Raw genomic sequence first — 23,825 nt, forward strand, 5'->3', positions numbered from 1 at the left:
CTGCATTTTGCAAGCGATCTGACGCGCGTTTCGGTTGACCGGATCAACCTCTGTTAGCTTGGCTTTCAACGCCGCAAATCCAGATAGACAGCTGCCATTCGACGTGTATTGTCTGAGCACCACACCAAGGAGACCTGCTGCATGCTGCTACCCATACTCGCTGCGGCAGTAACGCCTGCTGTCACCGCTGCACCACAGCAACCTGTCCAAGTGATGGTGCTGGGTAGCTATCATTTCGGCAACCCTGGTCGTGACAAGGTGAATGCCCATGTCGACGATGTCACCACGCAGCAGCGCCAGCGCGAACTGAAAGCACTGGCTGATGCCATTGCTGAGTTTAAACCAACACGGGTCATGGTCGAGGCGCAACGCCCGGGTCCGACCTACGATGTGACGGACTTCGCAACGTTTTCCCCAAAAATGCTCAAGACCGATCGGGACGAGACAACCCAGATCGGCTACCGCATCGCTGCTCGCGCCGGCCTTCAGTCCGTTCAAGGTATCGACGAGCAACCCGGCAAGGGCGAACCGGACTATTTCCCGATCGGCCGGGTCGAAGCTTATGCAAAAGCTCACGGGCAGCAAGCCTATCTCGACGCCGCCTTTGCGACGGTCCAAGCGTCTGCCAAGAAGTTTGAGGCTGAGCAGGCAACCACCAGCATACCGCGGATGCTGATCCGCTATAATGACCCCTCTACGCCCATGGGTGGACAGGATTCATACTACTCCCTGCTCCGACTTGGTGACGGTAACGAGCAGCCCGGTGCAGATCTGAACGCCATGTGGTACCTCCGCAATGCGAAGATCTTTGCAAAGCTCATCAATGTGGCCAAACCAGGCGATCGCATCCTCGTCGTGTATGGGGCTGGTCACGGGTACTGGCTGCGACACTTCGCCTCGACGACGCCGGGCTACAGTTCAGTTGATGTCAGGCCCTATCTTGAGAAGGCAGCAAGCAAACTGGCGGCGCCGAGATGAACCCGTCGCTCCTTGCCATACCAGCGGCGGTTCTGGTGATCGGTGCGACCAACGTGCCCCGCGACTGGGCAGCGACCTTGCGGGCAGACGCCCAGGCTTATCACGACCAGATCGCCGACAATCACCCTGGTCCCTACAACAAACTCGACCCTGACTTTGCGCGTCGCAACGATGCCGGTCTGGCTTCAGCCTTGCGTCGCGCTGCTACCGTCCGAGACTACCCGGGATATCTGTGGGCGATGCGCGGTTACGTGGCGAGCTTCAACGATGGACATGTCGCGCTCGACCTCGATCAGCCAGCCCCCCTGCCGATCCGCTGGCCCGGCTTCCTGACCGGCTTTGACGGCACCGGACGTCAGGTCGTGATGACCGGAGCGGATGACGCTTCCCTACCGCTCGGAGCAGTACTCGTAAGCTGCGATGGCATTGATGCCGAACACTTGGCTGCCCGCAACGTCGGCGCCTTTCGAGGCAGGTGGGAACTGGTCAGCCAACGTGCGACCAATGGTGGTCGGTTGTTCCTTGACGCCGCCAACCCTTACATCAGGCGTCCAGTCCGCTGCCGCTTCAAGGTCGATGGCAAGCTAAAGGACGCGACGCTCAGCTGGCGCGATCTGCCTGATGCAGACTTCGACACACGTTTTGCCGCAACTGCACCGCGGGCGCGTCCGGAGTTCGCAGCTCGAACGTTTGCTGACGGCACGCGCTGGTTCTCGCTCCCCGGCTTCAACGGTGACCCCGACAGCGCTGATGCCAAGTCCCTAACGCCAATCATCAAATCGATGAGGAAGGACGCCCTCGCGGTCGCAGCGGCACCGCGCATCGTGCTCGACCTTCGAGGCAATGGCGGTGGATCGTCCGACTGGTCGTATCAGATTGCAGCTATCCTCTGGGGCCAGGCTGCGGTGAATGCGCTTCCATCAGGATCGGAAGGCGTTGACTGGCGCGCTTCGGCTGGAAACATCGCCACGCTCGAAGGCTATCGTACCGCCTGGCAGAATTCCACGGATGTCTCGCAGGCGGCGAAAGACTGGGCCGCTCGTACAACAAAGGGCATGACATCTGCCCGCGCGCTCGGGCAGGCGCTCTGGCGTGAAATCGATGCCGACGAAGCAAAAGCAGCGGCGACCGGCGCTGCTCCCGTGCTGAAAGCGCGTGTGTTCGTGCTGACGGACTGGGGATGCGGCTCGGCATGCCTTGATGCGGTCGACCTATGGACCGCGTTAGGTGGCGTTCATGTCGGGCAGGAGACGAGCGCCGACTCGCTCTATATGGACGTACGGCAAGTCGCTTTACCTAGCGGGTTTGCCCGGGCCGTCATTCCGATGAAGGTGTATCGCGGCAGAAAACGCAGTTCGAACGTCCCGGCCAGGCCGGTACATGCTTACACCGGCGACATGCGCAATACCGATCAGCTCGAGCGCTGGATCACCGCTCTTTAGCCTTAAATAGTAAAATGCATCGTCTATTCGATTACTTCGATGGGCGGGCATCCCACGGTAAAAGGGGCATTCTTTTGAAAACGCTATTATCGGCTGCGTTGCTCATTAGTGTGGCGTCTGGAGCGAATGCTGCCCCAACGAGTCCGGTTCGGCTACCGTTGGAAAGCTACCGCAAAGGCGTAGCGGCACGAGTGAAGGTGGCCGGACGGGAGCGACTTTTTCAACTCGACACTGCAGGCGGACTGACGGTGATCTCACCAGCGCTGGCAAAGGAGATAGACTGCCAACCTTGGGGATCAATCACCGGGTTTCACATGACCGGCACGAAGATCACCGCCCCACGATGCGACAATGTTGCAATCCACTGGAAGAACCAGACCCTACAAAGCCCTGTTGCAATCGTCATGGACGTGGGGTCTCCCGACACACCGATCGATGGGCTGCTTGCCCTCGACGCATTCGCCGGACGCACCGTAACCATCGATTTCGCAGGTCGCGAGCTCACGTTGGAAACACGTGAAAGCGAGGCTGGGCGCAAAGCGAACGCGGTAGAGCTTCCTGCTCATTTGGCTCGTGAGATTGGCGGCCTGGCGCTGTCTGTGTTCATTGACGTCCCCACCGAACGTGGACCGGCGCGCCTTGAGCTGGACAGTGGCAATGGCGGCACGATCCTAGTTGCACCAAAACTTCTTCCTCTACTTGGCTTGAAGAAGGTTACCGGCGAGGGGCCGCAACAAGGCCGCTTTCAGATCGCTCCCAGTGTCGAAGCGTCCGGGATGATCTTCAGCCCCGACATCGTGATCGATGGAAACCTTGGCATGCCGTTTCTCAAAGATTGGGTGGTCACCATGGATCTCGCTCAAGGACGGGTTTGGCTCAAACGCAGTGCCGTTGCAGCACCCGCCGGCATGGGGACCCCGCCGCCAGTGAAGCCTGCGGGGTAAGGGGATGCTAGTGAAAATGTTGATGATGGGCGCGTTGCTCGCCGCCCTTCCCGCCGGCCTATCGCAAGACCGCGGCCCACAAACGATAAGCCTCGAGCTTTTTCAAGGTAAGCAGTTCACTGTTCAGGCATCGGTTGGCGGCCGCGAGCGGACCTTCTTGTTTGACACCGGCGAGGGGGTGACAATGATTACGCCAGCCCTGGCCCGCGATCTTGGCTGCGAACCTTGGGGCAACGTCACGGCGTTTCGTATGACAGGAGAGCGACTGGACCTACCACGCTGCGATGACGTTGCTTTTAAAATGGGCAACCACGCCTACACAGCACCGACAACGATCGTCTACGATCTCGGCAAGCTCGATGCCGACACTGCCAAGCTGGACGGCTCGATCGGACTAGACCTCTTCGCTGGCCGTATCATCACTATTCGCTTCGCTAGTCGCCAGTTAGTGATCGAAACACCGGGCTCCCTCGCGGCGCGGATGCAGTCCGGTCTCGAAGTGCCGGTCCGGCTGGTGCGGGGAGCAGAAGGTGCCGCCCTCGACGTCAACATCGGGGTGAACACCCCCCGGGGTCGTGCCTGGATGGAACTGGACTCTGCCAACGCTGGGCCAACCATTTTCGTGTCGCCGCAGATAGCGCCGCTCCTGGGCTTACGCACGGACATTCGGACGGCTCAGCCGGTTAGCGCGACGATTACGCGCGACGTAGTATTTACCGGGCAAGCACGCGTCTTTCCGAATATGATCATGGACGGCAATATCGGCATGCAACTGATGGGCAGGCGCGATCTGACGGTCGATTTGGGATCCGGCCGCGCGTGGATCGGTAAGGCGCAATGACATACTTGCCTGGATTGATCGGCGTTCGGCTCTGGGTAGGCGGCGCGTTAACATGAGTGAGCCAGTGCGAAATGATGCCCACTTCTCCCGCCCCTCCTACCTACCAGGCGTCGAACTCGTATCCGTCGAGTATAGCGAACGAGCCTTTCCCGAGCACAGCCATGCGGAATGGGTAGTCGGCGCGGTCATGGCAGGCTGTGAGGCCCTCGCTGTTGGCGGCAGAACCTACAACGTCGAGGCAGGTCAGGTACTGCGTCTTCATCCCGACCAGCCGCATGCCAACCGAACGACAGGAGGTGAGACCTTACGCTATCGCGTCGCGTACATCCCCGACGAAGCAATACGCCCCTACATCGCCGCGCGCCTGAACGCGCCGCGGTTTGACTCCCCCGTATTGGCTGGCGATCGGTCTCACTCCATCGTTGCTGATGCGCACACTTTATTGTGTCGCCACGACGCGGGGCGATTGGAACAGGAAAGCGCGCTCGCCGATCTGGCTGCAGTCCTGTTCGCCGACCAGGTGAAACAATCGTCGGATGACACCCGCGTATCCAGCGATGCCGTTGCGCGCGCTCGAAGCTACATCGACGCCCACTTCGCCGACGGCTTTGGGCTGGGCACGCTCTCGACCGTATCCGGGATCAGCGTCTTCCATCTTGCGCGTAGCTTCCGCAAGGCAGTCGGGATCACCCCCCTTGCGTACCGCAATCAGTGCCGCATCGTCGCAGCACGACGCCTGCTGTTGGAAGGTCAGCCAATCGCGGAGGTTGCGCTTGATGTCGGCTATGCCGATCAAAGCCATCTCACACGGCAATTCCAACGTATCGTCGGTGTATCGCCGGCACGCTACGCAAACAGGTAAGCTCGCACCGTTTGCCCAACAGCAATATCGTTCAAGGCGGCAAGATTTCTTTCGGCTAACCGCACGGACGACCACCAGCGAAAGCCGATCACATGCACCACCCCATGACCCGTCGCTCGCTGCTTCATGCTGGTATCGCTCTGGGTACGGCTGCGGCATTCCCGCCGGGTATAGCCCAGGCGGGCGAGCCGGCTCATGACGTGACCTATGTCGAGGACTTCGACGAACTCTGGCGGACACTGGACGAGCGCTACTGCTATTTCGGGGAGAAGCGCACCGATTGGAGGGCAGTAAGGCAAATGTATCGCCCACTCGCCGCTGCCGCCCAATCGTCTGAAGCGTTCGCCGGCATTGTTGGCCGGGTGATCGGCGAACTGTACGACGCGCACACCCACTTGAATGATCCGGCACCGGATGCGGCGCGCGGGCCATATTTCGATCTGTGGGTCGAACCCAACCGCGATGGTACGGCGTTTGTCACAAGCGTTCGCGATGGGTCGCCCGCAGCGGATGCGGGCATTACGCCAGGGTACAGCGTATTGGCGATCGACGGCCGGCCGATTGGGCAGATCGCCTCGGACATAATACCGCGCTGTCTTAGCCGTCCAGATCCAGCGGCGACGGCGTTTGCGCTTAACGTGGCGGTATCGGGGCGGCGCGGCATGCCAAGGACGTTAACGGTGCGGTCGACCCCAGGTTCGGAACACGTCGTTCCCGTTCGCGTGAAGCAACCTGTTACGCTCCCCAATGTCGAGAGCCGGATGTTAGCTCATGGCATTGGTTGCATCGTCGTTCGCAGCTTTGCTGACGATGCGGTTGTGACGGCCTTCGACGCGGCGCTGGCAAGTTTCCGGAATGCACCCGGACTCATCATCGATGTTCGTCAGAATGGCGGCGGCGACACCGCGGTCGCCCGCCCGATCATGGGGCGATTCATCACCGAGACGATGCCCTATGCCCGCATGCGCAGGCGCGACGGCAACCGACTGAGTGCTGCCTGGACAGAGACCGTAGAGCCGCGGGGCCCCTTTACCTACACCGGTAAGATCGCTGTCCTCACAACGCGGTGGAGCGCCAGCATGGCGGAAGGCTTTCCCATGGGCATGCGTGGTCTCGGGCGTGCAGCTATCGTAGGAACGCCAATGATGCGGGTAGGTGCCGCGGTCTTTCCGTTACGGCTCGACCGCACTGGTCTAGCGCTGCAATACTCAGCAGAGCCAGTTTACGACGTCCAGGATAAACCCAGATGGGAACTGGAACCCGATGTACCTGTCCTCATGGGCGGCAACATTTTGGAGGCTGCGATACGCTATCTACGATCAGCGTGACCCATCCCCTGCCATTGCGAGCGTCTTGTTCATACTCCAGAATCCGACTGAGATGCGCCGGGTAACAGGGTTGCGACTTGAAAGCGGAGCCCTCTCCATATCGCAAGCAGAGCCGGATGGGCCGCCAGAGGTCACTTCAGCCAGGCGAACGCATCGAACTCGCGTGCGAAGACAGTGCGGGCAGCACGCTCGTATACCTTACGCCCAGCATCGCCATTGGTAAGGACCACGATCGCCAGACCCGACACGAGGTCCACCACGAATAGGTTCGCGACGCCATCGTTGGTGCCCCAGTGCCAAGCGAAACGCCGCCCACCGTCACTCTCCATTCCCCAGCCTAGCCCCCAGTCGAGTGTTCCCTTCACTCGTGTGGTCTTCGTCGAGAGCCCCGGATAGCGCTGTGCGAAAGCTAGGAACCGCGCGTAGTCGCTGGCGGTGGTCCACAATCCGGCTGCCATGTTGGGCGTCATGAATATTGGCATCGCCGGTTTGCCAAGTGCGATGACCGCTTTCTCCCGTTCGCCTAGCGTCCACCGGTCGACTGGTTTCGGCGGGCCAGCATCGCGACGCATCGCATAGCCCGCTGGGCCCTTGTCCACGAGTACACCGCCGCCTCCGTCGTGCGCCCAGGCGACCGCTGGCTCGGTGCCTCGCGCCCATCCATAGGTGCTTCGGCCCATCCCCGCCGGTCGCAGGACCCGCGTTTCAACCACCTGAGCGGCGGTCTGTCCTGTAACTGCCTCGACCAACCGGCCGAGCAGGACGAAGCCCTCGCCAGAGTAGCGGAATCGTGTGCCGGGAGCGAACGCGGCTGTTAGTGACTCGCCCGCTTCGTCGCGCCAATTAGGCAAGCCACTAGAGTGGGAGAGCAGGTGGCGAGGCGTAATCGATGGCGTCGCAGCATCATCCGTGAACGCGAAATGCTCCGCCACCGGACGGTCGAGGTCGATCAAGCCCTCCCGCACCATGTCATGAACCGCGACCGCCAGAACCACCTTCGACAGCGATGCTGCTTCGAACAATGTATCGGGTGTCGCGGGCACCGCATTAGCCTTTGCGTAGCCGACCGCACCAGACGAGATGGCGCCGGAGCGGTCCAGCATTGCCCAGCTCGCGCCCGGTACGGACGCCAGGTCCATCCAGGTGGACATGTTGGCAAGCATGCCGGGTGTCGTCGCGGTTTTTGCATCTGCCGCCATGGCTAGGGCGAGCGTCCCGAAGCACGGGGCAGCGAGCATCGTCCGCCTGGACACCAAATCCATTATCAACTCCCGTCAGCGACCTACTTACTGGCATACAGGTTCGGCGCGACTAGGCTAGCTGAGACCACCGCCGCGGAAAATCGTCGATCGATCCGCGTCAGCGACGACCCAGGTTCGGACGCTCAGGCCCTCCTTGTGGCTTCCCACGACCGGCCGCTTGTTCAGGTTGTGCGTTGGGGCTCTACGGTTCAGCAGACAGAGCGCTTCCGCGATCTAACGTTGCTCGATACGCTGCGGCCGCATCTGCGGCTAGGCGGGTGCGAGCTGCGGACTGACCGTTTCGACAAGCCAGTCAATGAACACGCGGACCCGCGGCGACAGCTGGCGGCTGCTGGGATAGAGGACCGAAACCGGCGTCGGCGTGGGCGGAAAGTCGACCAGCACTTCGAGCAGCCTGCCCGAGGCGAGATCGTCCGCAAAACGATAGCGCGGCGCCTGGACAAGCCCCAGGCCGAGCCGCGCCGCCTCGGCACTCGTTTCGGCGCCGCTGACTAGCACGCGAGCAGGCAGCGCTACCTCCACCACTTTGCCATCGCGCGTGAACTCCAGCGGCAGCGGCTGGCCGGTGCGCGAGGAGACGAAGCCCACCATAACATGCCCGTCGAGGCTGTCCGGTGATCCCGGTGTTCCGAAGTTGGCGAGATATGCTGGGCTCGCGACCGTTATCTCCTCCATGAAGCCAAGCCTGCGCACCACCATGTCGCTGTCCGCCAGCTTGCCGGCGCGCACGACGCAGTCGACGCCCTCTCTCACGAGATCGACGAACCGCTCGCCCTCACCGAGGTGGACGGTAAGCGCGGGATGCCGGGCGAGGAACTCGGGTAATGCCGGGAGCAGGATGGTACGCGCCAAGTTTCCAACGACGTCGACGCGCAGCAGCCCAGCAACCGCGCCACTGGCGCCGCGATCCGCATCCTCCAAGTCGGCGAGGATCGCCACGCAGCGGCGGTAATAGGCTTGGCCCTCGACTGTTGCCTGGACGTGGCGCGTCGAGCGCTGGAGCAAGCGTGTGCCGAGCCGCTGCTCGAGGTCCTTGATCGCAGTGGTGGCGACTGGGCGCGAGATGCTGAGATCGGCCGCCGCAGCGCTGAAGCTGCCGCGGTCGACGATGCGAACGAAGAGGTCGAGGGTGCTGAGCCTGTCCATGTGATCGTTCCGTGAGCCAGAACAATGCTGTCGGCAATGGCGGTCTAATCGAAAGGTCAGCTCTGCCCTACTTTAAGCCATCATCGGAACGGAGCTCGTGATGTCTGAACAGTCCCCAATTGCGCTCGTCACCGGCGGCAGCCGCGGCCTCGGCCGATCGACGGTCGAGGCGCTGGCCCAACGCGGCGTCTCGTCGATCTTCACCTACAACAGCAACCGAGCCTCGGCGGACGAGGTCGTTGCAGCCGTCGAACAAGCAGGCGCGCGTGCGGTGGCGTTGCAGCTAGACACCGGCAACACCGCCGACTTCCCGGCCTTTGCCGACGAGGTCCGGCGCGTGCTGGACCAATGGGTGGCCGAGCGGTTCGACTTCCTCGTCAATATGGCCGGCACTTCGCACGCCGGCGTGTTCGGCAGCATTACCGAAGAGGATTTCGACGCCGCATACCGGGTCCACGTGAAAGGCGTGTTCTTCCTCACGCAGACGCTGTTACCGCTCATCGCCGACGGCGGCCGCATCGTGAACATCTCGTCGGGGCTCACCCGTATCATCTATCCCGGCCGCATCGCCTATGGCGCGATGAAGGGCGCGGTCGAGGTAATGACCCGCTACATGGCTAAGGAACTGGGCTCGCGCCGGATTGCGGTCAACACCGTCGCGCCGGGCGCCATCCAGACCGACTTCAGCGGCGGCGCGGTGCGCGACAATCCCGAGATCGCGCGTCACATCGCCGAGGCGACCGCACTCGGCCGTCCCGGCCTGCCCGACGACATCGGTCCGATGATCGCTTCGCTACTGTCGGAGGACAATCGCTGGGTAAACGCGCAGCGGATCGAGGTCTCGGGCGGGCAGGCGATCTGAGCTATCTGCTGCTCGGCCCAAGGGTGATCGAAGCGGATCGTGTTGGGCGCGCCGCCTGCGTCAGCCTGATCCGCTTGGACCCAGTAGCGGACATTCGCGTGCCCTTCCCCGTTCCCCAACTTCAGACACTCATTCATCTCCGCGCTGACCGCTATCGAGGTCTGATTATCCAGCATGAACGTCGTGATGGAGATAAAACGGAAACCGTCTGCTTACGGAAGGACGGATGACGATAGCCAATCTTGAACGATGATCGTTAGGCGCGTGTCTGAACCAGACAACGTACCTTCGATTGACAAGTGCTGCACGGCATGGCTGATTAAAGGCATGGGGATCGCGATCTCCCCACGAGGCGTCAGCTGAAGAATCGCGTCCAGCTCAACATGCCAAGGACGCGTCATGCCTGCTCACAACTCGATCACCCCAGATAAGCTTGCCCGCCTGGTTGCGCTGGCCGGATCTCCGCGCATCGTTGACCTTCGCAATGCCCCGGTCGAAGCAATACCCGGATCTCTCTTCCGCGCTGATGACGACCCAAGCCGCTGGATCGATGACAGTACGCGGACCACAGTTGTCGTGGACGCAGATGGTGGAGGCAAAGCCGTGTCTGCCGCAGCGTTCCTGCGAAGCGAAGGCAGATCGGCCGAGGTGCTGGAAGGCGGGTTCGTCGCGTGGATGGCCGCCAAATTGCCGACAGTGTCACTAGCGCATTTGCCGGAACGTCACGCAGACGGACGAACCTGGTGGGTCACGCGCGCGAGACCCAAGGTCGACCGCATTGCGTGCCCTTGGTTGATTTGTCGCTTCGTCGATCCCGACGCACGCTTCCTGTTTGTAGCACCGGGGCAAGTGTTGGCCGTTGCCGAACAACAGAAGGCCGAGCCCTTCGACATTGCCGATGAGGGCGTATTCTGGAGCCATCGCGACGAACGCTGCACCTTCGACATGATGGTGGAAGCCTTTGGCCTGGGCACGCATGAACCACTGGTACGGCTAGCGGCGATTGTCCGCGGCGCGGATACCGATCGCCCCGACGTAGCGCCGGAAGCTGCTGGCCTGCTAGCGATTTCGCTCGGCCTGTCCCGAAACTACAGCGACGATCACGAACAACTCGAAGCCGGCATGGCAATCTATGACGCTCTTTACCGCTGGTGCCGCGACGCACAGACCGAAAAGCACAATTGGACCTCACACCAGCCTTCGCGCACCAGGGTGCAGCCATGAGCGCAGCAACGACGGAAGCCGCGGTGCCAGCCCGCCCCGAACCGGTGACGCTTCGTCAGGCTTTCTGGGTCTGGTTGCGCATTGCCATGCTATCGTTTGGAGGTCCGGCCGGACAGATTGCCGTTATGCACCGCATCCTTGTCGACGAGAAGCGGTGGATCGGCGAGCAGCGGTTCCTGCACGCGTTGAACTATTGCATGCTGTTGCCGGGACCTGAAGCGCAGCAGCTTGCCACGTACATCGGCTGGCTGATGCATAAGACAAAGGGCGGTATCGTCGCCGGGGTCCTGTTCGTTATTCCGGGCGCGGTCGCGATCATGGCGCTAAGCTGGGTCTACGTCCTCTATGGACGGGTCGGCATCGTCTCCGCGCTATTCTTCGGCCTCAAGGCGGCGGTTTTGGCCGTCGTGCTACAAGCGGTGGTTCGGATCGGCGGACGCGCGTTGAAATCAACGGCATCCCGGTTGCTTGCCGCTGTCGCGTTCATCCTGATCTTCTTTCTTGGCGCGCCGTTTCCCCTCATCGTGCTCGGCGCCGGCATAATCGGATGGTGGTCCGGTCGCCAGGGCCACACGGCTTTTCGAGGCGGCGGACATGGCGCGTCGAAGAGGGCGACCGTCGCCGATGCCGATACGCTGCTAGGCGAAGACTTGCCCGCACATGCCCGGCCGACTTGGCGAGAGACAGTATGGACCGCACTGGTCTGGCTTGCCTTATGGCTGCTACCGGTGGCGGCGTTGCTCATCACACTCGGCCCAGACGACATTTTCAGCCGCATCGCGACTTTCTTCTCGACGATGGCGATGGTGACGTTTGGCGGGGCCTATGCCGTCCTCGCCTATGTCGCGCAGCAGGCGGTCGAGAGCTACGGCTGGCTTGGGCCAAAAGAGATGCTCGATGGGCTTGGTATGGCAGAGACCACGCCGGGGCCACTGATCATGGTCCTGCAGTTCGTCGGCTTCCTCGGAGCTCACCGCGCGCCGGGGACGCTCTCGCCGCTCCTGGCGGGGACGCTGGGCGGGCTTCTCGCGACGTGGGTGACGTTCGTACCGTGCTTCCTTTGGATCTTCCTTGGCGCACCCTTTATTGAACGCCTGCGCGGCAACGTGGCTGTGGCAACTGCGCTGTCGGCTATCACTGCCGCAGTGGTTGGCGTGGTCCTGAACCTCGCCGTTTGGTTTGCACTGCACACGCTGTTTCGCGAGACCGCCATGATTGCAATTGGGCCTGCGCGCTTTGATGCGCCGGTGCTCGCCAGCATTGATCCGTGGGCAGCGTTGCTCGCCGTAGGGGCGGCAGTGGCAGTGTTCGTCCTGCGCGCCAACGTCATCGTCACGCTGCTCGCGACATCGGCTGCGGGGATCGTCCTTCACTTTCTCGGTCTGGTCGGCTGAAAGCGCCCTGCTTGAGAATGACAAATATCGATCGGGTATGCCAGACACAGGGAAACGTAACCGTTTACGATACTCATCAGACGATAATCACGAATTAGCGGCCTCAATCGAGGTAGTTGACGTGGAACCGATAGCCACAGTAACAATCGTATCCATTCGTTATTCGGCTGACAGGGGACTTTGCATGAAGAAGGCATTCGTTATCGCGATAGCGGCAGGGCTTGTTTCACTGTCGGCATGCAACTCCAGCCCGACCGAGCAGGCAGCCGATAAAATCGAGTCGAATACCGAAGCCGTTGCCGACAATTTGGAAGACGCTGCGGATAACGTTGGCAACGACGCGGCGGAAGCCAACCTCGAGAACAAGGCTGATGCTGTCCGGGCAACTGGCCAAAATCAGGCTGAGGACATGCGGACGAACGACCCTGATACCAACCTCTCGAACGGTATCTAGTTTCACGAGACAGAACGAGCCGCTCCCAAGCACAGCTCGAACTGGAAGGGCATCCAAGGCAACTTGGGTGCCTTTTTCGCTTTCTGTCATAGATCGAAACATTCTTTATTCGATCGCAAACTGCGCCTGCTTATGGCGCCTTCGCTACCGGCGCTCAGCTATCACGGTTGCGCTGAGTCAATTTCGCTATTCCGCGCAAGGAAAGCGCTACTTATAGGCGGGCAACCATTTAGCGGCCGATCCCGGAGCTGTGTTACACCTCGTAGTATCGTTCAACCTCATCCAACCGGAGCGTGAGCGCTCTGCTGGGCAAATAGACAGTTAGTCTCTGTCGTTCATCTTCGCTAAAACGAGCAGCCTTAATCAACAAGGTGCGGATGGTTGCGCGACCGACGACCCTGTCGCCGCCAAGCCAGCCACTGCCAAGCGCAATCTCAGGTGCTAGGATAAGGAGGCCATAAGCGTCAGGTGCGAGATGTTCGATTATGACGATGGTGTCCTTTTAGCCGTGATCGCGCCTCGCCTTTATACTGAGGATCGCTGATTGGCGACCGGCGGGAGTGTGGGCCCATATGCGGGCATCGGGATGCGACTTGTTTCGCCTCGGCGCTGGACGTCCATTCAGGCAGCATTTTATGCGTGCCGATGCCGTTCGTCTCATGAACGTTTTTATATTACCTCGACTTCGAATTACCGCTGCGTCGGCGCCGCCTAGAACCTATTGTAAAACGACAGTAAAGTTGCTTACTAGTATGATCTACCAAATAGACGCCCCATATCGCCCTCGCATCCAACAAGCTTTTTTGATCGTAACTCAGAGATAAAACGGAGGCGAAGAGGGACGCAATGCTGATTGGACATTCGGTTTCCGACGCGTTTGGGCAGATTCAGGCCGTCGATCATGCCATCTGCGAACTGTTGCATCGATCGGAGACCGAACTGATCGGCATGTCGTACGTGGCTATAACGCACCCCGATGATGTTACCTGGAACGCGCCTCTCGTCGACAAACTTCAGGCAAGTGGTGGACCGCTGACCATTCGTAAAAGGTATCTTCGCCCAGATGCATCAGCAATTTGGAGTGACGTACAGGTATCTCGTCTGGGAAAGGGTCTAGATCACGGCAGGCTTGTAGGCACCATCAATCGTGTTGATCCCAGTGCCGTAAAACTATCCCCTGAGTTTTTTTGGCAATCCGCAATTAGAAAATATCGCGATTTGCAGTTATGCCGCACCGAGCTTGGCGATGATTTGTTTAGCGACTATGCTTGGCTGATTTTGCTACAGCTTTATATAGCCGAAGCAGAGGGTATTTGTATTAGTATCAGCCAGATTTCCGGACGTACGCGGTGCAGAGAACAAAGCCTCACCCGATGGCTGAAGGTTTTGGAAGATAAAGACCTGATCGACATATTTAATTCAAGCTTTTGCGCCGGTCAGCTGACGGCTCTCGGCATCGTAAAGGTTGAAAACCTCCTTGAAGGGACCTTTGAAGCTTAGTGAACCTGTAGTTCTTCGCTAACTAGATGCAAAGCTTGCTCCAGATGCGTTGCCGCGAGGGTGATCCCGGCCGCATCCAGCAAAAGAAGCGCTTCGCTCATAAGCTCCCGCGCTCGTGCAACGTCGCTAGGGTCAGAGTCGTTTGCCATTTCCCATTTTTGCAAATCGTACCGTGTGTTGAAAGTGAATTCGCTGTCATCTTGGCCCTCAAGCAGGGATTGCCAACTATGGCGATCAAATACGCATAAGATCGACGCAGCCAAAGCTGCTCTCATCAATATGGTGCTGGACCAAGGGGGTTTCGCATGGTGGACGGGGGCGAACTAGGCCTCGTCGAACTTGGATCTAGTACGGTGAGATAGGAGCAGCGGTCGAGGCCTGATCTACGACCAAAGCGGCTTGTCGAAGCGGATGCGCCAGAAGCTCGTCTCCCCGCCCTCGACGCCAAAGTCGTTGTCGTTGACCAAAAGCAACTCAGTTGGCGACAGGAATGTCATTCCTTCTAGGTCGGCGCTTATCTCGGGTATGTCGTCGCTGCTGAACAGCAGGCGCTTGGCGAGAACGGGCAGCTCCATGTCGTTCGCAGCGCTCATCTCTTCAATCGTAGGCCTTGTGCGTATGTCGAGGTGCTCTGGCTGAAGAACGGATTGCGTGTCCAAGTCGACGCGGTACAATTTGGTCGTAGCCGATCCGCGCTCCAGCACGACGAGGCCGTTACCTGGAAGCCACGCGATCTCGCTGACCTTGATGTCCTCGCGTCCGAACGGCCCGAGCATTCTGTCACGTAGGAAAGTTTTTGGGCGATCAAGCGGGTACAGGTATTGCTCGGTGACGAAACCCGTTCCGGTATCCAGGCGCCACAGGCGGACATGGCGCGCCCGGCGGTGCGCGTCCTCGTCGGGGTGAGCCAATGGGCTTTGAAACGCGAGAAACAGCGATCGTTCGTCGCCAGATAGAGAAAGTGCCTCGAATCCGCGGTTGATCTGCCTGCGAGCAGCAATGGCAGGCAGGCCCGCATGAACCTCTTCGCCACCCCCGTGGTCGATTTGTTGCGGGACCAGGCGTTGGACGATCTGCCCCTTGTCATCCACTCGAACCAGCGCTGGTGCAAACTCGTCGCCAATCCAGAACCCACCCGATGCAAGCGCTACTATACCCTCGCTATCAAGACCCAGACATGACGGACCAATCGGCTTGCCTTGAATGTCGAAGACCGGCTCAAGCACGACATGCTCGCTACTCGCATCCGGCAGGCCCATGACAGGGCTGCCGATCTCGTCGACAAGGCGAATGGTTCGCAGCAGCGTCACCGTGTCGTCATCGATCTGCAGCTCAGCAATCGCCGGACCGATTGTCGGATCCGGCATGATCTTGGCGCCGGAGACGTCAGCAAGTGGGGTGAGCACGTCCAAGCCATAGCGTTCGATCGCGATCGTCACCTTCAGGTTCGGTCCACGATCGCAGACCGCCCAGACACGACCTGGAGGATCTCCATCCCGTGTTGCTAGTCCGGACCCAAAACTCGCACGAAGCGCCAGCTGCCCGCGAGGCGTCGCAATAACACCAAGGGACGCATCGGTCCAATCTAGGCGGCTGACCGTGTAACTCATGGCTTCTCCCATCTGTCTCGCCTTCCCGCTATTGCGGCCTGCATGATCGGCGAGAAGCGCATAGGTGTACGGCAACGGGTTCGCGGTGGTAAGCTGTGTGAGCTGAAAACGGGGTCGGATTTTCATTCCCGTCCGACATCTGGAAGAGATATTTTCCGCAGGCGCAGGTGGGCGATGAGGTTGCGAAGCGTCTTCCCGGCCGCCTTCATCCTAAGCTTGACCGAGTCTGCGTTTGCGCAGGACCAACGTCCAACGGGCTATCCGCGCTCTGCCAACGAACGAGGCGATCAACCGGTTACGGTATCCGCAGTGTACACCGCAGATCTGCGTAGCAACGTAAGGGGCGGGATTCGACGCGGAACACGCTACCTCGACAATCTCGATTTGCAACTTGCTATCGATGCCGACCAACTAGTGGGCTGGTATGGCGCGCGGATGTTCGTGTACGGCATCTATAACAACGGCGCGTCGATCTCGCGCCTTGTTGGCGACGCACAGGCTATCTCGAACATTGAGACCAAGGTTCGTGCGGCACGTCTGTTTGAGGCTTGGCTTGAACAGGATGTAGGGAGCGCCGGGTCAATCAAGGCGAGACTCTATAACCTCAATTCGGAATTCGATACCACGCAGAGCGGTGGACTCTTTCTTCTATCGTCCCACGGTATCGGCGCTGACATCGCGCAGACCGGCCGTAACGGCCCATCGATCTTCCCAATCACTTCGCTGGCCATTCGTGGCGAGGTGAAGTTAGGCGAGCATTGGCTGGGACGGGTGGCGATACTCGATGGCGTTCCAGGCGATCCTGCACATCCAAAGCGCACCGCGATTAAGCTTTCTGGCAAAGATGGCGCACTTGTCGTCGGTGAGGTGAATTACCTTGAGGGCGGTTCAAAAGCGGCAATTGGCGTCTGGAGCTATACCGCGCGCTTCGACAAGCTGCCTCCTTCTCCCGACACCGGTCGCGGCAACAAGGGTATCTATGCTTTTGTTGAGCGGAGGCTCATCGGAACACGAGCGGATGATGCCGTTGGATTAGCGGGCTGGTTGCGGTTCGGCATCGCCGACAAGCGCTATAACCCGATCGGAAGCTATTTTGGCGGTGGTCTGGTCTATACGGGTTTGACCCCAAGCCGCAGTAACGATCAGATTGGCTTGTCGTTCGCATCTGCCAACTTCGGCAATGTGCACAAACGCAGTACGAGTGGTCGGGACGTCGTGATCGAAGCGGTCTACAATGCCGTGCTCACGCCGTGGCTGAGCATTCAGCCCGACGTACAATACGTCGTGAACCCAGGAGGAAACCCTGCACCAGCCGATGCCGTCGTGATTGGCTTACAATTTAAGGTTGGGCAATAACACGTAGTTCAAGAATATTACAGATCTTTGAGACGCTTGTGATACGGTGGATAAAATCGCTCGCCGTTCTACAGCACATAGCAACAAAACCCGTAGTCGACCATTTTAGGCCCTTTCGAACTTTCCACATGCAGACATTTAGGGACGGTTTCTCACCTCACTCTTTCTGCCATTTATTTATTTTAGTCAGGCAGTCATTTCTGAGGCAATCGAACTGACTTGCGTACCGCGCCAAAGGCAGTTTGCGTACCGAGGCTACATGGAAGTTAGGTTGACGATCTTGCGCTACCGATACCGGAGGGCGTTAATTCAATCGAACCGGCTACGCCTTCCCGCTATCGATTAACCGCCAGATTTAGTCAGAATGAACGCTAGCAGGAAGCCCACCACGGCTATCAGCCCACTGTAGTCATGTGTCGCCTCAGTTGCTTCGGGGATCATGGTGTCGATCAGCATGGCCAGTATTGCCCCCGCGGCGACAGCCGTCACGGCCGCGATTAGGTCTGGTCCCGCGTGGGCCAGAGCGACGTTGCCGATCATCGCGGCGAGGCCGGATGCCAGCGCGATTCCGATCCACACCCCGAACACGTAGCGCGCTCTTCGGCCCGCCTTCTTCATACCGGCCGCGCTCGAGAGCCCCTCGGGCACGTTGGACAGGAAAATCGCGGCAACCGTGACGGTGTTGACGCCTGTACCGCCCAGCAAACTGACACCGATGACGACGGACTCCGGGATGCCGTCGAGCAGCGCACCCACGGCGATCGCCAGGCCACCACCACTTCCGGCATCCGGCTGGCGTTCGTCAGCATTCGATCCGGACCGCTTGCGATGCCGCGCACCTCGTTTCGAAATGACGATATTGGCGATCGTGTACACCAGCGCGCCGCCTAGAAAGCCGCTTGCGGTGCAATCAAACCCGCCACGTCTGAAGGCTTCGTCCATCAGATCGAAGGCTACAGCAGATATCAGGACGCCCGATCCGATCGCCATGATGCCGGCGATCAGCCGCTGCGGCAGCGTTACGAACCAGGCAATGGCCGCGCCGAGGATCAGCGCGGATCCCCCCACGAAGCCCCAGAGGCCTGCTTCAATCATCCTTGCTCCATCTGTTCGATTCGACCGTCATAACCCCCCTCAGCTGGAAATCATCTCCCCGACCCGCCGCTCCAGTTCGATGATGTTGAATGGCTTGGTCAGGACCTCCATCCCCTTGTCTAGATGGCCCGCCCCAACGGCTGCGTTTGCGGCATAGCCAGTTACGAAGAGTACTTTCAATTCGGGCCGGGCGACACGGCCAGCATCGGCTACCTGACGGCCATTCAGGCCCCCGGGCAGGCCAACATCGGTAACGAGCAGATCAATGCGCTCGTTCGTTTGCAGAATGGCAACGCCCATCGGTCCATTGCTGGCGGTGAGGACGCGGTACCCGGCGTCGCCCAGGATTTCGCTGACCAATTCGCGGATCGCGATTTCGTCCTCTACCAGCAGAACGGTCTGCCCCTGCTGGGCACGGTGCCGCATTTCCGGTGACGGACCTGCATCGTCGAGATCTTGCGAGCCGACGAGGCGAGGCAAGTAAAGACACATCGTCGTCCCCTGCCCTACTTCGGAATAGATGCGGACCTGCCCCCCGGACTGCCGGACAAACCCGTAGATCATCGACAGGCCGAGTCCGGTGCCCTCGCCGATCGGCTTGGTCGTGAAGAACGGATCGAACACACGCTCGATTATCTCGGGTTCCATGCCGGTTCCCGTGTCCGTCACGCAGAGCGACACATAGTCGCCGGGTGGCAGATCCTGCGCCGCCGCGGCGCGTGCATCGAGCGCCTTATTGCCCGTTTCTATCGTCAGCTGACCGCCTTCGGGCATCGCATCGCGCGCGTTGATGCACAGGTTCAGCAACGCATTCTCGAGCTGCGGCGCATCGACCAGGATCGGCCAAAGGCCGTTGGCAGAGACGACCTTGACCTCGATCGAGGGCCCCAATGTGCGATCGATGATTTCTTCCATCTCGGCGATCAGTCGGTCGACATCTGTTGGTTTGGGCGCGAGGGTCTGCCGACGCGAAAACGCAAGCAGGCGCTGGGTCAGCGCGGCCGCGCGATTGGCGCCGGTCTGCGCCATGCTGATGTAACGATCGACCTTGTCGTACTCGCCCTTCGCAAGCTTGGCGCCGAGCAGCTCTAGCCCACCGGTCACGGCAGTCAGCAGATTGTTGAAGTCGTGTGCCAGTCCGCCGGTCAATTGGCCGACCGCTTCCATCTTCTGCGCCTGGCGAAGCTGTTCTTCTGCCTGCGCCAGGGCTTCGGCCTGCTCCTTTACTGCAGTGACGTCGCGGCCCGTTGCATAGGTCATGTCGCCGGCCGGTGCCGCAACCCAGGATATCCAGCGAACCGAACCATCTTTGTGACGATAGCGCACCTCGACATCCGGCCGCTGGCCATCTGCGGTAAGACGTAATGCCTCGGCTGTTCGTGGATGATCCTCTTCGAGAACGAACTCGTTGACGTGATGCCCGACCAGTGCCGTGGCGTCATACCCCAACATCGCCGTCCACGCCGGATTGACGCGACGAAACACGCCGTCAAAATCGATGACAAGCATGAGATCGGGCGACGTTTCCCACATCCGATCGCGTTCCGCCGTGCGCTCGACGACCTCCTCCTCGAGCGTCTCGTTCAGGTGCACGAGTGCGTCCTCGGCCCGTTTACGTTCGCTGATGTCAATCGAGGATCCCACCAGTCCGACCACGATCCCGTCGGCATCGCGAAAGGGAGCCTTCGTAGACAACCAGGTTGCGCAGGTCCCGTCGGGGAGGCTGATCTCTTCCTCCAGGACCTCCACGTAGTTTTCGGCCATGATCCGCCGGTCGTTGACCTCGATCGCGGCCGCCTGAGAGGGGTCGTCGAGAAACTCACGATCGGTTCGCCCGATGATCGCCGATAACGGCTTGCCGACCAGCTCGGCCGTCCCCCGGTTGGCGGCCAGCATCCGTCCCGAGCGATCCTTGGCATAGACGACCCCCGGCACGGCCTCCATCACCGCCGCCAGGAGCGCACTCGAGTGCCTGACCGCATCTTCTGCGGCGCGACGCTCGTCGATATCAATGACCGAACCGATATATCCGAGGAACTGGCCATCCTGACCGAACCGGGGCGACGCCGCGTCGATTGCCCAACGGTATGAACCGTCGGCGCAACGGAGCCGGTAATCGAGGCGAAACGGTGCCTGCGCAGCATTGGCCTCGAGAAAGATGCGTCCAGCCTCGGCCTTGTCGTCGGGATGGGTTGCATCGAGCCAACCCAGCCCCTCGGCTTCCACAGGCGTTTGACCGGTGAAAATGTACCACTGCCGGTTGAGGTACGTGCAGTTGCCCTGTGGGTCGGTCACCCACATCATCACGGGTGCATGGTCCGCCATGTTGCGGAACCGGTCCTCGCTCTCGCGGACCTCGTCGTATCGACGATCGCGCTGCCTCATCGTCAACCGGAGGTCGAGTTGCGCCATGACCTGCTGTGCCAGAACGCGTAGCGTTTCCTGGTGAAGCGCGGTCCATTCCCGAGAGCGATGGTCCAGTACGCAAAGCGTCCCGATCGGCAGGCCCTCGCCCGTTTTCAGCAATGCGCCGGCATAGGACCGGATATGCGGATCGCCTGTCACCAGCGGATTGCACTCGAACCGCCCATCGACGGCAAGGTTGGAGATCAGAAGGAAATCGTCCTCGAGCAGCGCCTTGACGCAGAACGAACTTTCGAGCGGCGTGCTGCGCACCCCCAATCCAACCTCGGCCTTGAAAAACTGCCGGCCTTCACCGATCAGATTTATCACCGCGATGGGCGCGTCGAGCAGTTTTGCCGTCAGTCCTGCAAGATCATCAAACGACGCTTCACGTGGCGTGTCCATCACCTCGTAGCGTTCCAGCGCCGCAAGCCGCATCGATTCCCGATCGTTTAGTTTTACCGGATTTACCAATGATCTAGCCTTAGGATCGATGCGCATGCTTGATCAAACGGATTAATGGATAACTGGTAATCTGCAACAGACCGGTTATTCAAATCTGCGAAGAGGACGCGCCTTCAGCTGGCGCGTGAACCGCGGCGGACAACACCATCCTGACGTAGCGATGGAAGAGAAAAATCGCCGTCCCGATACACAAGCTAGAGGATGCCGACTGCACCATCGACCCAGATCGCCAAGGCCGCTATTATCACTCCGCAAACGAGAGCCATCCGTAAGACCGACTGGTCAACGAACCGAACAATCAACTCAATCGCACAGCCGAAAACGGCGAAAATGGCGGCAGCCGCAATGAAATCGGCATCTGTCCAACGCACCTCATCGGTGAACAACATCGCGATGGCCGGAAGGAGGAGTAAGACCCCAAGGATAGCCCAAAGGGCCGGACGCCAGCGTCCGAGATTAGCTGCTCGAGAACTGGCCGATACAGTCACAGACACCCTCCATCGACGCTACTTTCACATGCGCCTTGAATGTCTGCAAGTGGGCGAACGCACCCTCCCTTACGGCTTCCGGCCAGACCCAGTTGCAGACGGTCGTGCGCATTCGACCCGCCCCCAACTTCGGACGTCTGTTCATCTCGGGCGGACGATCGTTCGTAGATTTACTGAGCGGTCGCCTAACAGCCGAGTTTGGGTGAGACGCGGGGGGCAGCTCTGCGGACCAAGCGGACGGCTCAGCCCCTTCAAAAACTATTTGCGCACCACGGTCTGGCAATTGCCCTTACTGTCACGCGCCTGAAGGCACTCGTCCAGACGCAAGTGCCTGCAATGCCAGGACATGACCCTTGAAGGCTTTCCGCCCCGCGGCCGTGGCAACGATCCAGGTCCTTTGCCGGGTGTTCACCGTAGCCTTCCGCAACTCGATGTATCCACCATCACTCAACTGCGAAAGATGCTTGGACAGAACGGAATCGCTGACCCCGATGACGTCGCGCGCAGTCCCAAACTCCATCTCGCTCACATCGGTCAGCAATGCCATGAGCTGTAGCCGTGCCGGTGGGTGGATCAGCGGATCCAGCCGTTCAGCGCCCATCTTGCGCTCCATCCAGTTCCCTCCGGTACACCCGCTCCCACACGATGCTCATGATCGTAGCGAACACCACCATGCCGCCACCAACCGCGAACGGCGCCCAAGCCAGACCATAGCGTGTCTTAAGGCCCGTGGCAGCTATCAGAGCAGCCAACCCGACCAGCAGCATCGCGAGCGTCACCCGCCAAGTGCGCCCCGACCGATAACCGCTGACGAAGAACCCGTCCCGCTGCCGATCGCGGGCGACCACCATCGCGGTGGCGGCCATGCAAGCGGCCGCCACGATCAACGGCCATGGCCCGGGCAGCGCAAAGCCGGCGATCAGGCCGCCCAACAGCAATCCCACCACGCCATGGCGCGCTAAGGACCATTTCGCCCGCTTAGCCAACGCCCCGCGTGTAACCCGCATCACGTCCAGCAAACGAGCAGCTTCCTCCTCATTCATGCGCAATTCTCCCGCAGGCCGCCCGCCCGCTTTCCACCTTCACAACTTACGACTTGACGATATGGAAAGCAACATTCACTTTCCAATACGGAAACTGGCACAAGGGAACGAACATGCTGCTCATATTGGCTTGGATTGCCGTCATGCTCATCGCGGGGACATGGTGGGTGCGGAGGGATATCACGGCGTACGCACGCTTCCAGACGCAGTCCGACACGATCGACCGGCAGCGGCTGTACCGGCGATGGCTGATCGAGAGCTTCGTCGTTCTCGTAAGTGCAAGCGTGTTCAGCCTTTGGCTGTCCGACGCGTTATGGCCCTTCAACGGCTTCCCGTCGGCGTTTGCCCCAGCGAGCCGCTTGCTACAGTCCGGTGGGTCGATCTCCGGCGATCAGTGGCTGCCGATAGCGATCGGACTTTTCTTTGGCATGGTTCTATCGGTCGCCATCAAGTGGCGGCAGATCAAGAAAAGCCTAGCGCCAGGGGCAGGTCCGGACCAAGCGCTGATCCCCCGCAACCGTCGCGAAGCAACGCTGGCGCTGTTGCTCAGCCTGAATGCAGGTTTCAGCGAGGAGCTGTTTTTCCGACTGGCGCTTCCGCTGCTGTTTCTGCAGGTCACGGGCTCGCTCACGGTCTCGCTAGTTCTGTCGATGTTGGCGTTCGGTCTGGCGCACGCGCATTACGGTTGGAAGGGGGTGCTTGCCACCACAGCTGCGGGTGCGCTGTTGACAATATACTATCTGCATCACGGATCGCTGCTACGGGTCATGACAGCACATGCGGTCATCGACATAACCGCTTTCTTCATCCGCCCCGCGATCGCGGACCTGATCCTCTCGCGTAAAGCGCCGCGATGGACCATTGCGGCGTCGTGAAGAGACTGGCGTTACCTCGCCCCGCGAGCTGGGCGGATCGTGTGTCCCTTTCGTAAAGCCAGGCCGCTTAACGTATAATAGACCTTAGGCTTTCTTCTAGGGCGCAACTGAACGGTTGGAAATGAGGCGTTACCTGACAGGCAGCTCAGCGTCAGGAGCGACCCACAAGTGGACGTTCAGGCCGCCGCGCTCGCTTCCCAGCTTCGGTCATTCATTCACGTAGACTGGTCCGCTCCCCGTAAGCGACGTGTCG

General features: G+C 60.2%; 23 protein-coding genes. 13 read left to right on the forward strand and 10 right to left on the reverse strand.

Annotated features, from left to right (window positions below; translation table 11 throughout):
* The first annotated feature begins 141 nt into the window (after positions 1–141).
* From IFS44_RS16155 to IFS44_RS16175, 5 genes are read left to right on the forward strand one after another with little or no spacing between them, the layout of a single operon-like run.
* Complete coding sequence (locus IFS44_RS16155) at positions 142–978, forward strand: DUF5694 domain-containing protein (RefSeq protein WP_192099216.1); 837 nt, start codon at positions 142–144, stop codon at positions 976–978.
* Positions 975–2,420, forward strand: a complete 1,446-nt coding sequence (locus IFS44_RS16160; RefSeq protein WP_244650368.1) for a S41 family peptidase — start codon at positions 975–977, stop codon at positions 2,418–2,420. The genes IFS44_RS16155 and IFS44_RS16160 overlap by 4 nt, the downstream gene beginning before the upstream one ends.
* A gap of 14 nt (positions 2,421–2,434) precedes the next feature.
* Complete coding sequence (locus IFS44_RS16165) at positions 2,435–3,364, forward strand: aspartyl protease family protein (protein WP_244650369.1); 930 nt, start codon at positions 2,435–2,437, stop codon at positions 3,362–3,364.
* A 16-nt stretch (positions 3,365–3,380) separates the two neighbouring features.
* Positions 3,381–4,205 carry a retropepsin-like aspartic protease gene (locus tag IFS44_RS16170; protein ID WP_244650379.1) on the forward strand — a complete coding sequence of 275 codons (825 nt, stop codon included), beginning with the start codon at positions 3,381–3,383 and terminating at the stop codon, positions 4,203–4,205.
* Positions 4,206–4,257: 52 nt separating this feature from the next.
* Positions 4,258–5,067: an AraC family transcriptional regulator gene (locus tag IFS44_RS16175; RefSeq protein ID WP_192099219.1), complete on the forward strand. Its 810-nt coding sequence runs from the start codon at positions 4,258–4,260 to the stop codon at positions 5,065–5,067.
* On the opposite strand, the gene IFS44_RS21910 is transcribed toward IFS44_RS16175, so the two are convergent.
* Positions 5,052–5,264 (reverse strand): hypothetical protein, encoded by a 213-nt coding sequence (locus IFS44_RS21910; RefSeq protein WP_206757858.1) that lies wholly within the window; start codon positions 5,262–5,264, stop codon positions 5,052–5,054. The two genes, IFS44_RS16175 and IFS44_RS21910, sit on opposite strands and share 16 nt — an antisense overlap.
* Before the next feature lie 3 nt (positions 5,265–5,267).
* Here IFS44_RS21910 and IFS44_RS16180 point away from each other — a divergent pair, with 3 nt between their 5' ends.
* Positions 5,268–6,395 carry a S41 family peptidase gene (locus IFS44_RS16180; protein ID WP_342366452.1) on the forward strand — a complete coding sequence of 376 codons (1,128 nt, stop codon included), beginning with the start codon at positions 5,268–5,270 and terminating at the stop codon, positions 6,393–6,395.
* A 131-nt stretch (positions 6,396–6,526) separates the two neighbouring features.
* Here IFS44_RS16180 and IFS44_RS16185 read toward each other — a convergent pair whose 3' ends face one another.
* Positions 6,527–7,594, reverse strand: a complete 1,068-nt coding sequence (locus tag IFS44_RS16185) for a serine hydrolase domain-containing protein (RefSeq protein ID WP_206757853.1) — start codon at positions 7,592–7,594, stop codon at positions 6,527–6,529.
* Positions 7,595–7,906: 312 nt separating this feature from the next.
* Positions 7,907–8,803 carry a LysR family transcriptional regulator gene (locus IFS44_RS16190; RefSeq protein WP_192099222.1) on the reverse strand — a complete coding sequence of 299 codons (897 nt, stop codon included), beginning with the start codon at positions 8,801–8,803 and terminating at the stop codon, positions 7,907–7,909.
* Between the two features lie 100 nt (positions 8,804–8,903).
* On the opposite strand from IFS44_RS16190, the gene IFS44_RS16195 reads away from it, so the two are divergent.
* The 5 genes from IFS44_RS16195 (at position 8,904) to IFS44_RS16215 (ending at position 14,237) form a co-directional block, all read left to right on the forward strand.
* Positions 8,904–9,665: an SDR family NAD(P)-dependent oxidoreductase gene (locus tag IFS44_RS16195; protein WP_192099223.1), complete on the forward strand. Its 762-nt coding sequence runs from the start codon at positions 8,904–8,906 to the stop codon at positions 9,663–9,665.
* A gap of 399 nt (positions 9,666–10,064) precedes the next feature.
* Entirely contained in the window at positions 10,065–10,889 is an 825-nt protein-coding gene (locus IFS44_RS16200) for a chromate resistance protein ChrB domain-containing protein (RefSeq protein ID WP_192099224.1), read from the forward strand.
* Positions 10,886–12,283, forward strand: a complete 1,398-nt coding sequence (gene chrA / locus IFS44_RS16205; RefSeq protein ID WP_192099225.1) for a chromate efflux transporter — start codon at positions 10,886–10,888, stop codon at positions 12,281–12,283. The genes IFS44_RS16200 and chrA overlap by 4 nt, the downstream gene beginning before the upstream one ends.
* Before the next feature lie 184 nt (positions 12,284–12,467).
* On the forward strand, positions 12,468–12,737 hold the full coding sequence (locus IFS44_RS16210; protein WP_192099226.1) for a hypothetical protein: 270 nt from the start codon (positions 12,468–12,470) through the stop codon (positions 12,735–12,737).
* Positions 12,738–13,583: 846 nt separating this feature from the next.
* Positions 13,584–14,237: a PAS domain-containing protein gene (locus tag IFS44_RS16215; RefSeq protein WP_192099227.1), complete on the forward strand. Its 654-nt coding sequence runs from the start codon at positions 13,584–13,586 to the stop codon at positions 14,235–14,237.
* On the opposite strand, the gene IFS44_RS16220 is transcribed toward IFS44_RS16215, so the two are convergent.
* Together IFS44_RS16220 and IFS44_RS16225 are read right to left on the reverse strand one after the other, a co-directional pair.
* Positions 14,234–14,500, reverse strand: coding sequence for a hypothetical protein (locus tag IFS44_RS16220; RefSeq protein ID WP_192099228.1), 267 nt, complete (start codon positions 14,498–14,500; stop codon positions 14,234–14,236). The two genes, IFS44_RS16215 and IFS44_RS16220, sit on opposite strands and share 4 nt — an antisense overlap.
* A gap of 120 nt (positions 14,501–14,620) precedes the next feature.
* On the reverse strand, positions 14,621–15,973 hold the full coding sequence (locus IFS44_RS16225) for an esterase-like activity of phytase family protein (protein ID WP_342366453.1): 1,353 nt from the start codon (positions 15,971–15,973) through the stop codon (positions 14,621–14,623).
* Here IFS44_RS16225 and IFS44_RS16230 point away from each other — a divergent pair.
* Complete coding sequence (locus tag IFS44_RS16230; RefSeq protein WP_192099230.1) at positions 15,890–17,203, forward strand: carbohydrate porin; 1,314 nt, start codon at positions 15,890–15,892, stop codon at positions 17,201–17,203. The two genes, IFS44_RS16225 and IFS44_RS16230, sit on opposite strands and share 84 nt — an antisense overlap.
* Before the next feature lie 342 nt (positions 17,204–17,545).
* On the opposite strand, the gene IFS44_RS16235 is transcribed toward IFS44_RS16230, so the two are convergent.
* The 5 genes from IFS44_RS16235 to IFS44_RS16255 form a co-directional block, all read right to left on the reverse strand.
* Positions 17,546–18,298, reverse strand: coding sequence for a ZIP family metal transporter (locus IFS44_RS16235; protein WP_192099231.1), 753 nt, complete (start codon positions 18,296–18,298; stop codon positions 17,546–17,548).
* A 39-nt stretch (positions 18,299–18,337) separates the two neighbouring features.
* Positions 18,338–21,202 carry a PAS domain S-box protein gene (locus tag IFS44_RS16240; protein ID WP_192099232.1) on the reverse strand — a complete coding sequence of 955 codons (2,865 nt, stop codon included), beginning with the start codon at positions 21,200–21,202 and terminating at the stop codon, positions 18,338–18,340.
* Positions 21,203–21,360: 158 nt separating this feature from the next.
* Positions 21,361–21,555, reverse strand: a complete 195-nt coding sequence (locus IFS44_RS16245) for a hypothetical protein (protein ID WP_192099233.1) — start codon at positions 21,553–21,555, stop codon at positions 21,361–21,363.
* Between the two features lie 394 nt (positions 21,556–21,949).
* Positions 21,950–22,267, reverse strand: a complete 318-nt coding sequence (locus IFS44_RS16250; RefSeq protein ID WP_244650371.1) for a transcriptional regulator — start codon at positions 22,265–22,267, stop codon at positions 21,950–21,952.
* Entirely contained in the window at positions 22,245–22,697 is a 453-nt protein-coding gene (locus IFS44_RS16255; RefSeq protein WP_056678030.1) for a hypothetical protein, read from the reverse strand. Before IFS44_RS16255 ends, IFS44_RS16250 begins: the two co-directional genes overlap by 23 nt.
* A 113-nt stretch (positions 22,698–22,810) precedes the next feature.
* On the opposite strand from IFS44_RS16255, the gene IFS44_RS21830 reads away from it, so the two are divergent.
* Positions 22,811–23,572, forward strand: coding sequence for a CPBP family intramembrane glutamic endopeptidase (locus IFS44_RS21830; RefSeq protein WP_197977919.1), 762 nt, complete (start codon positions 22,811–22,813; stop codon positions 23,570–23,572).
* Positions 23,573–23,825: the final 253 nt, after the last annotated feature.

Origin of the sequence: Sphingomonas sp. CFBP 13706, assembly GCF_014842355.1 — a bacterium.
Lineage (GTDB): Bacteria > Pseudomonadota > Alphaproteobacteria > Sphingomonadales > Sphingomonadaceae > Sphingomonas > Sphingomonas aerolata.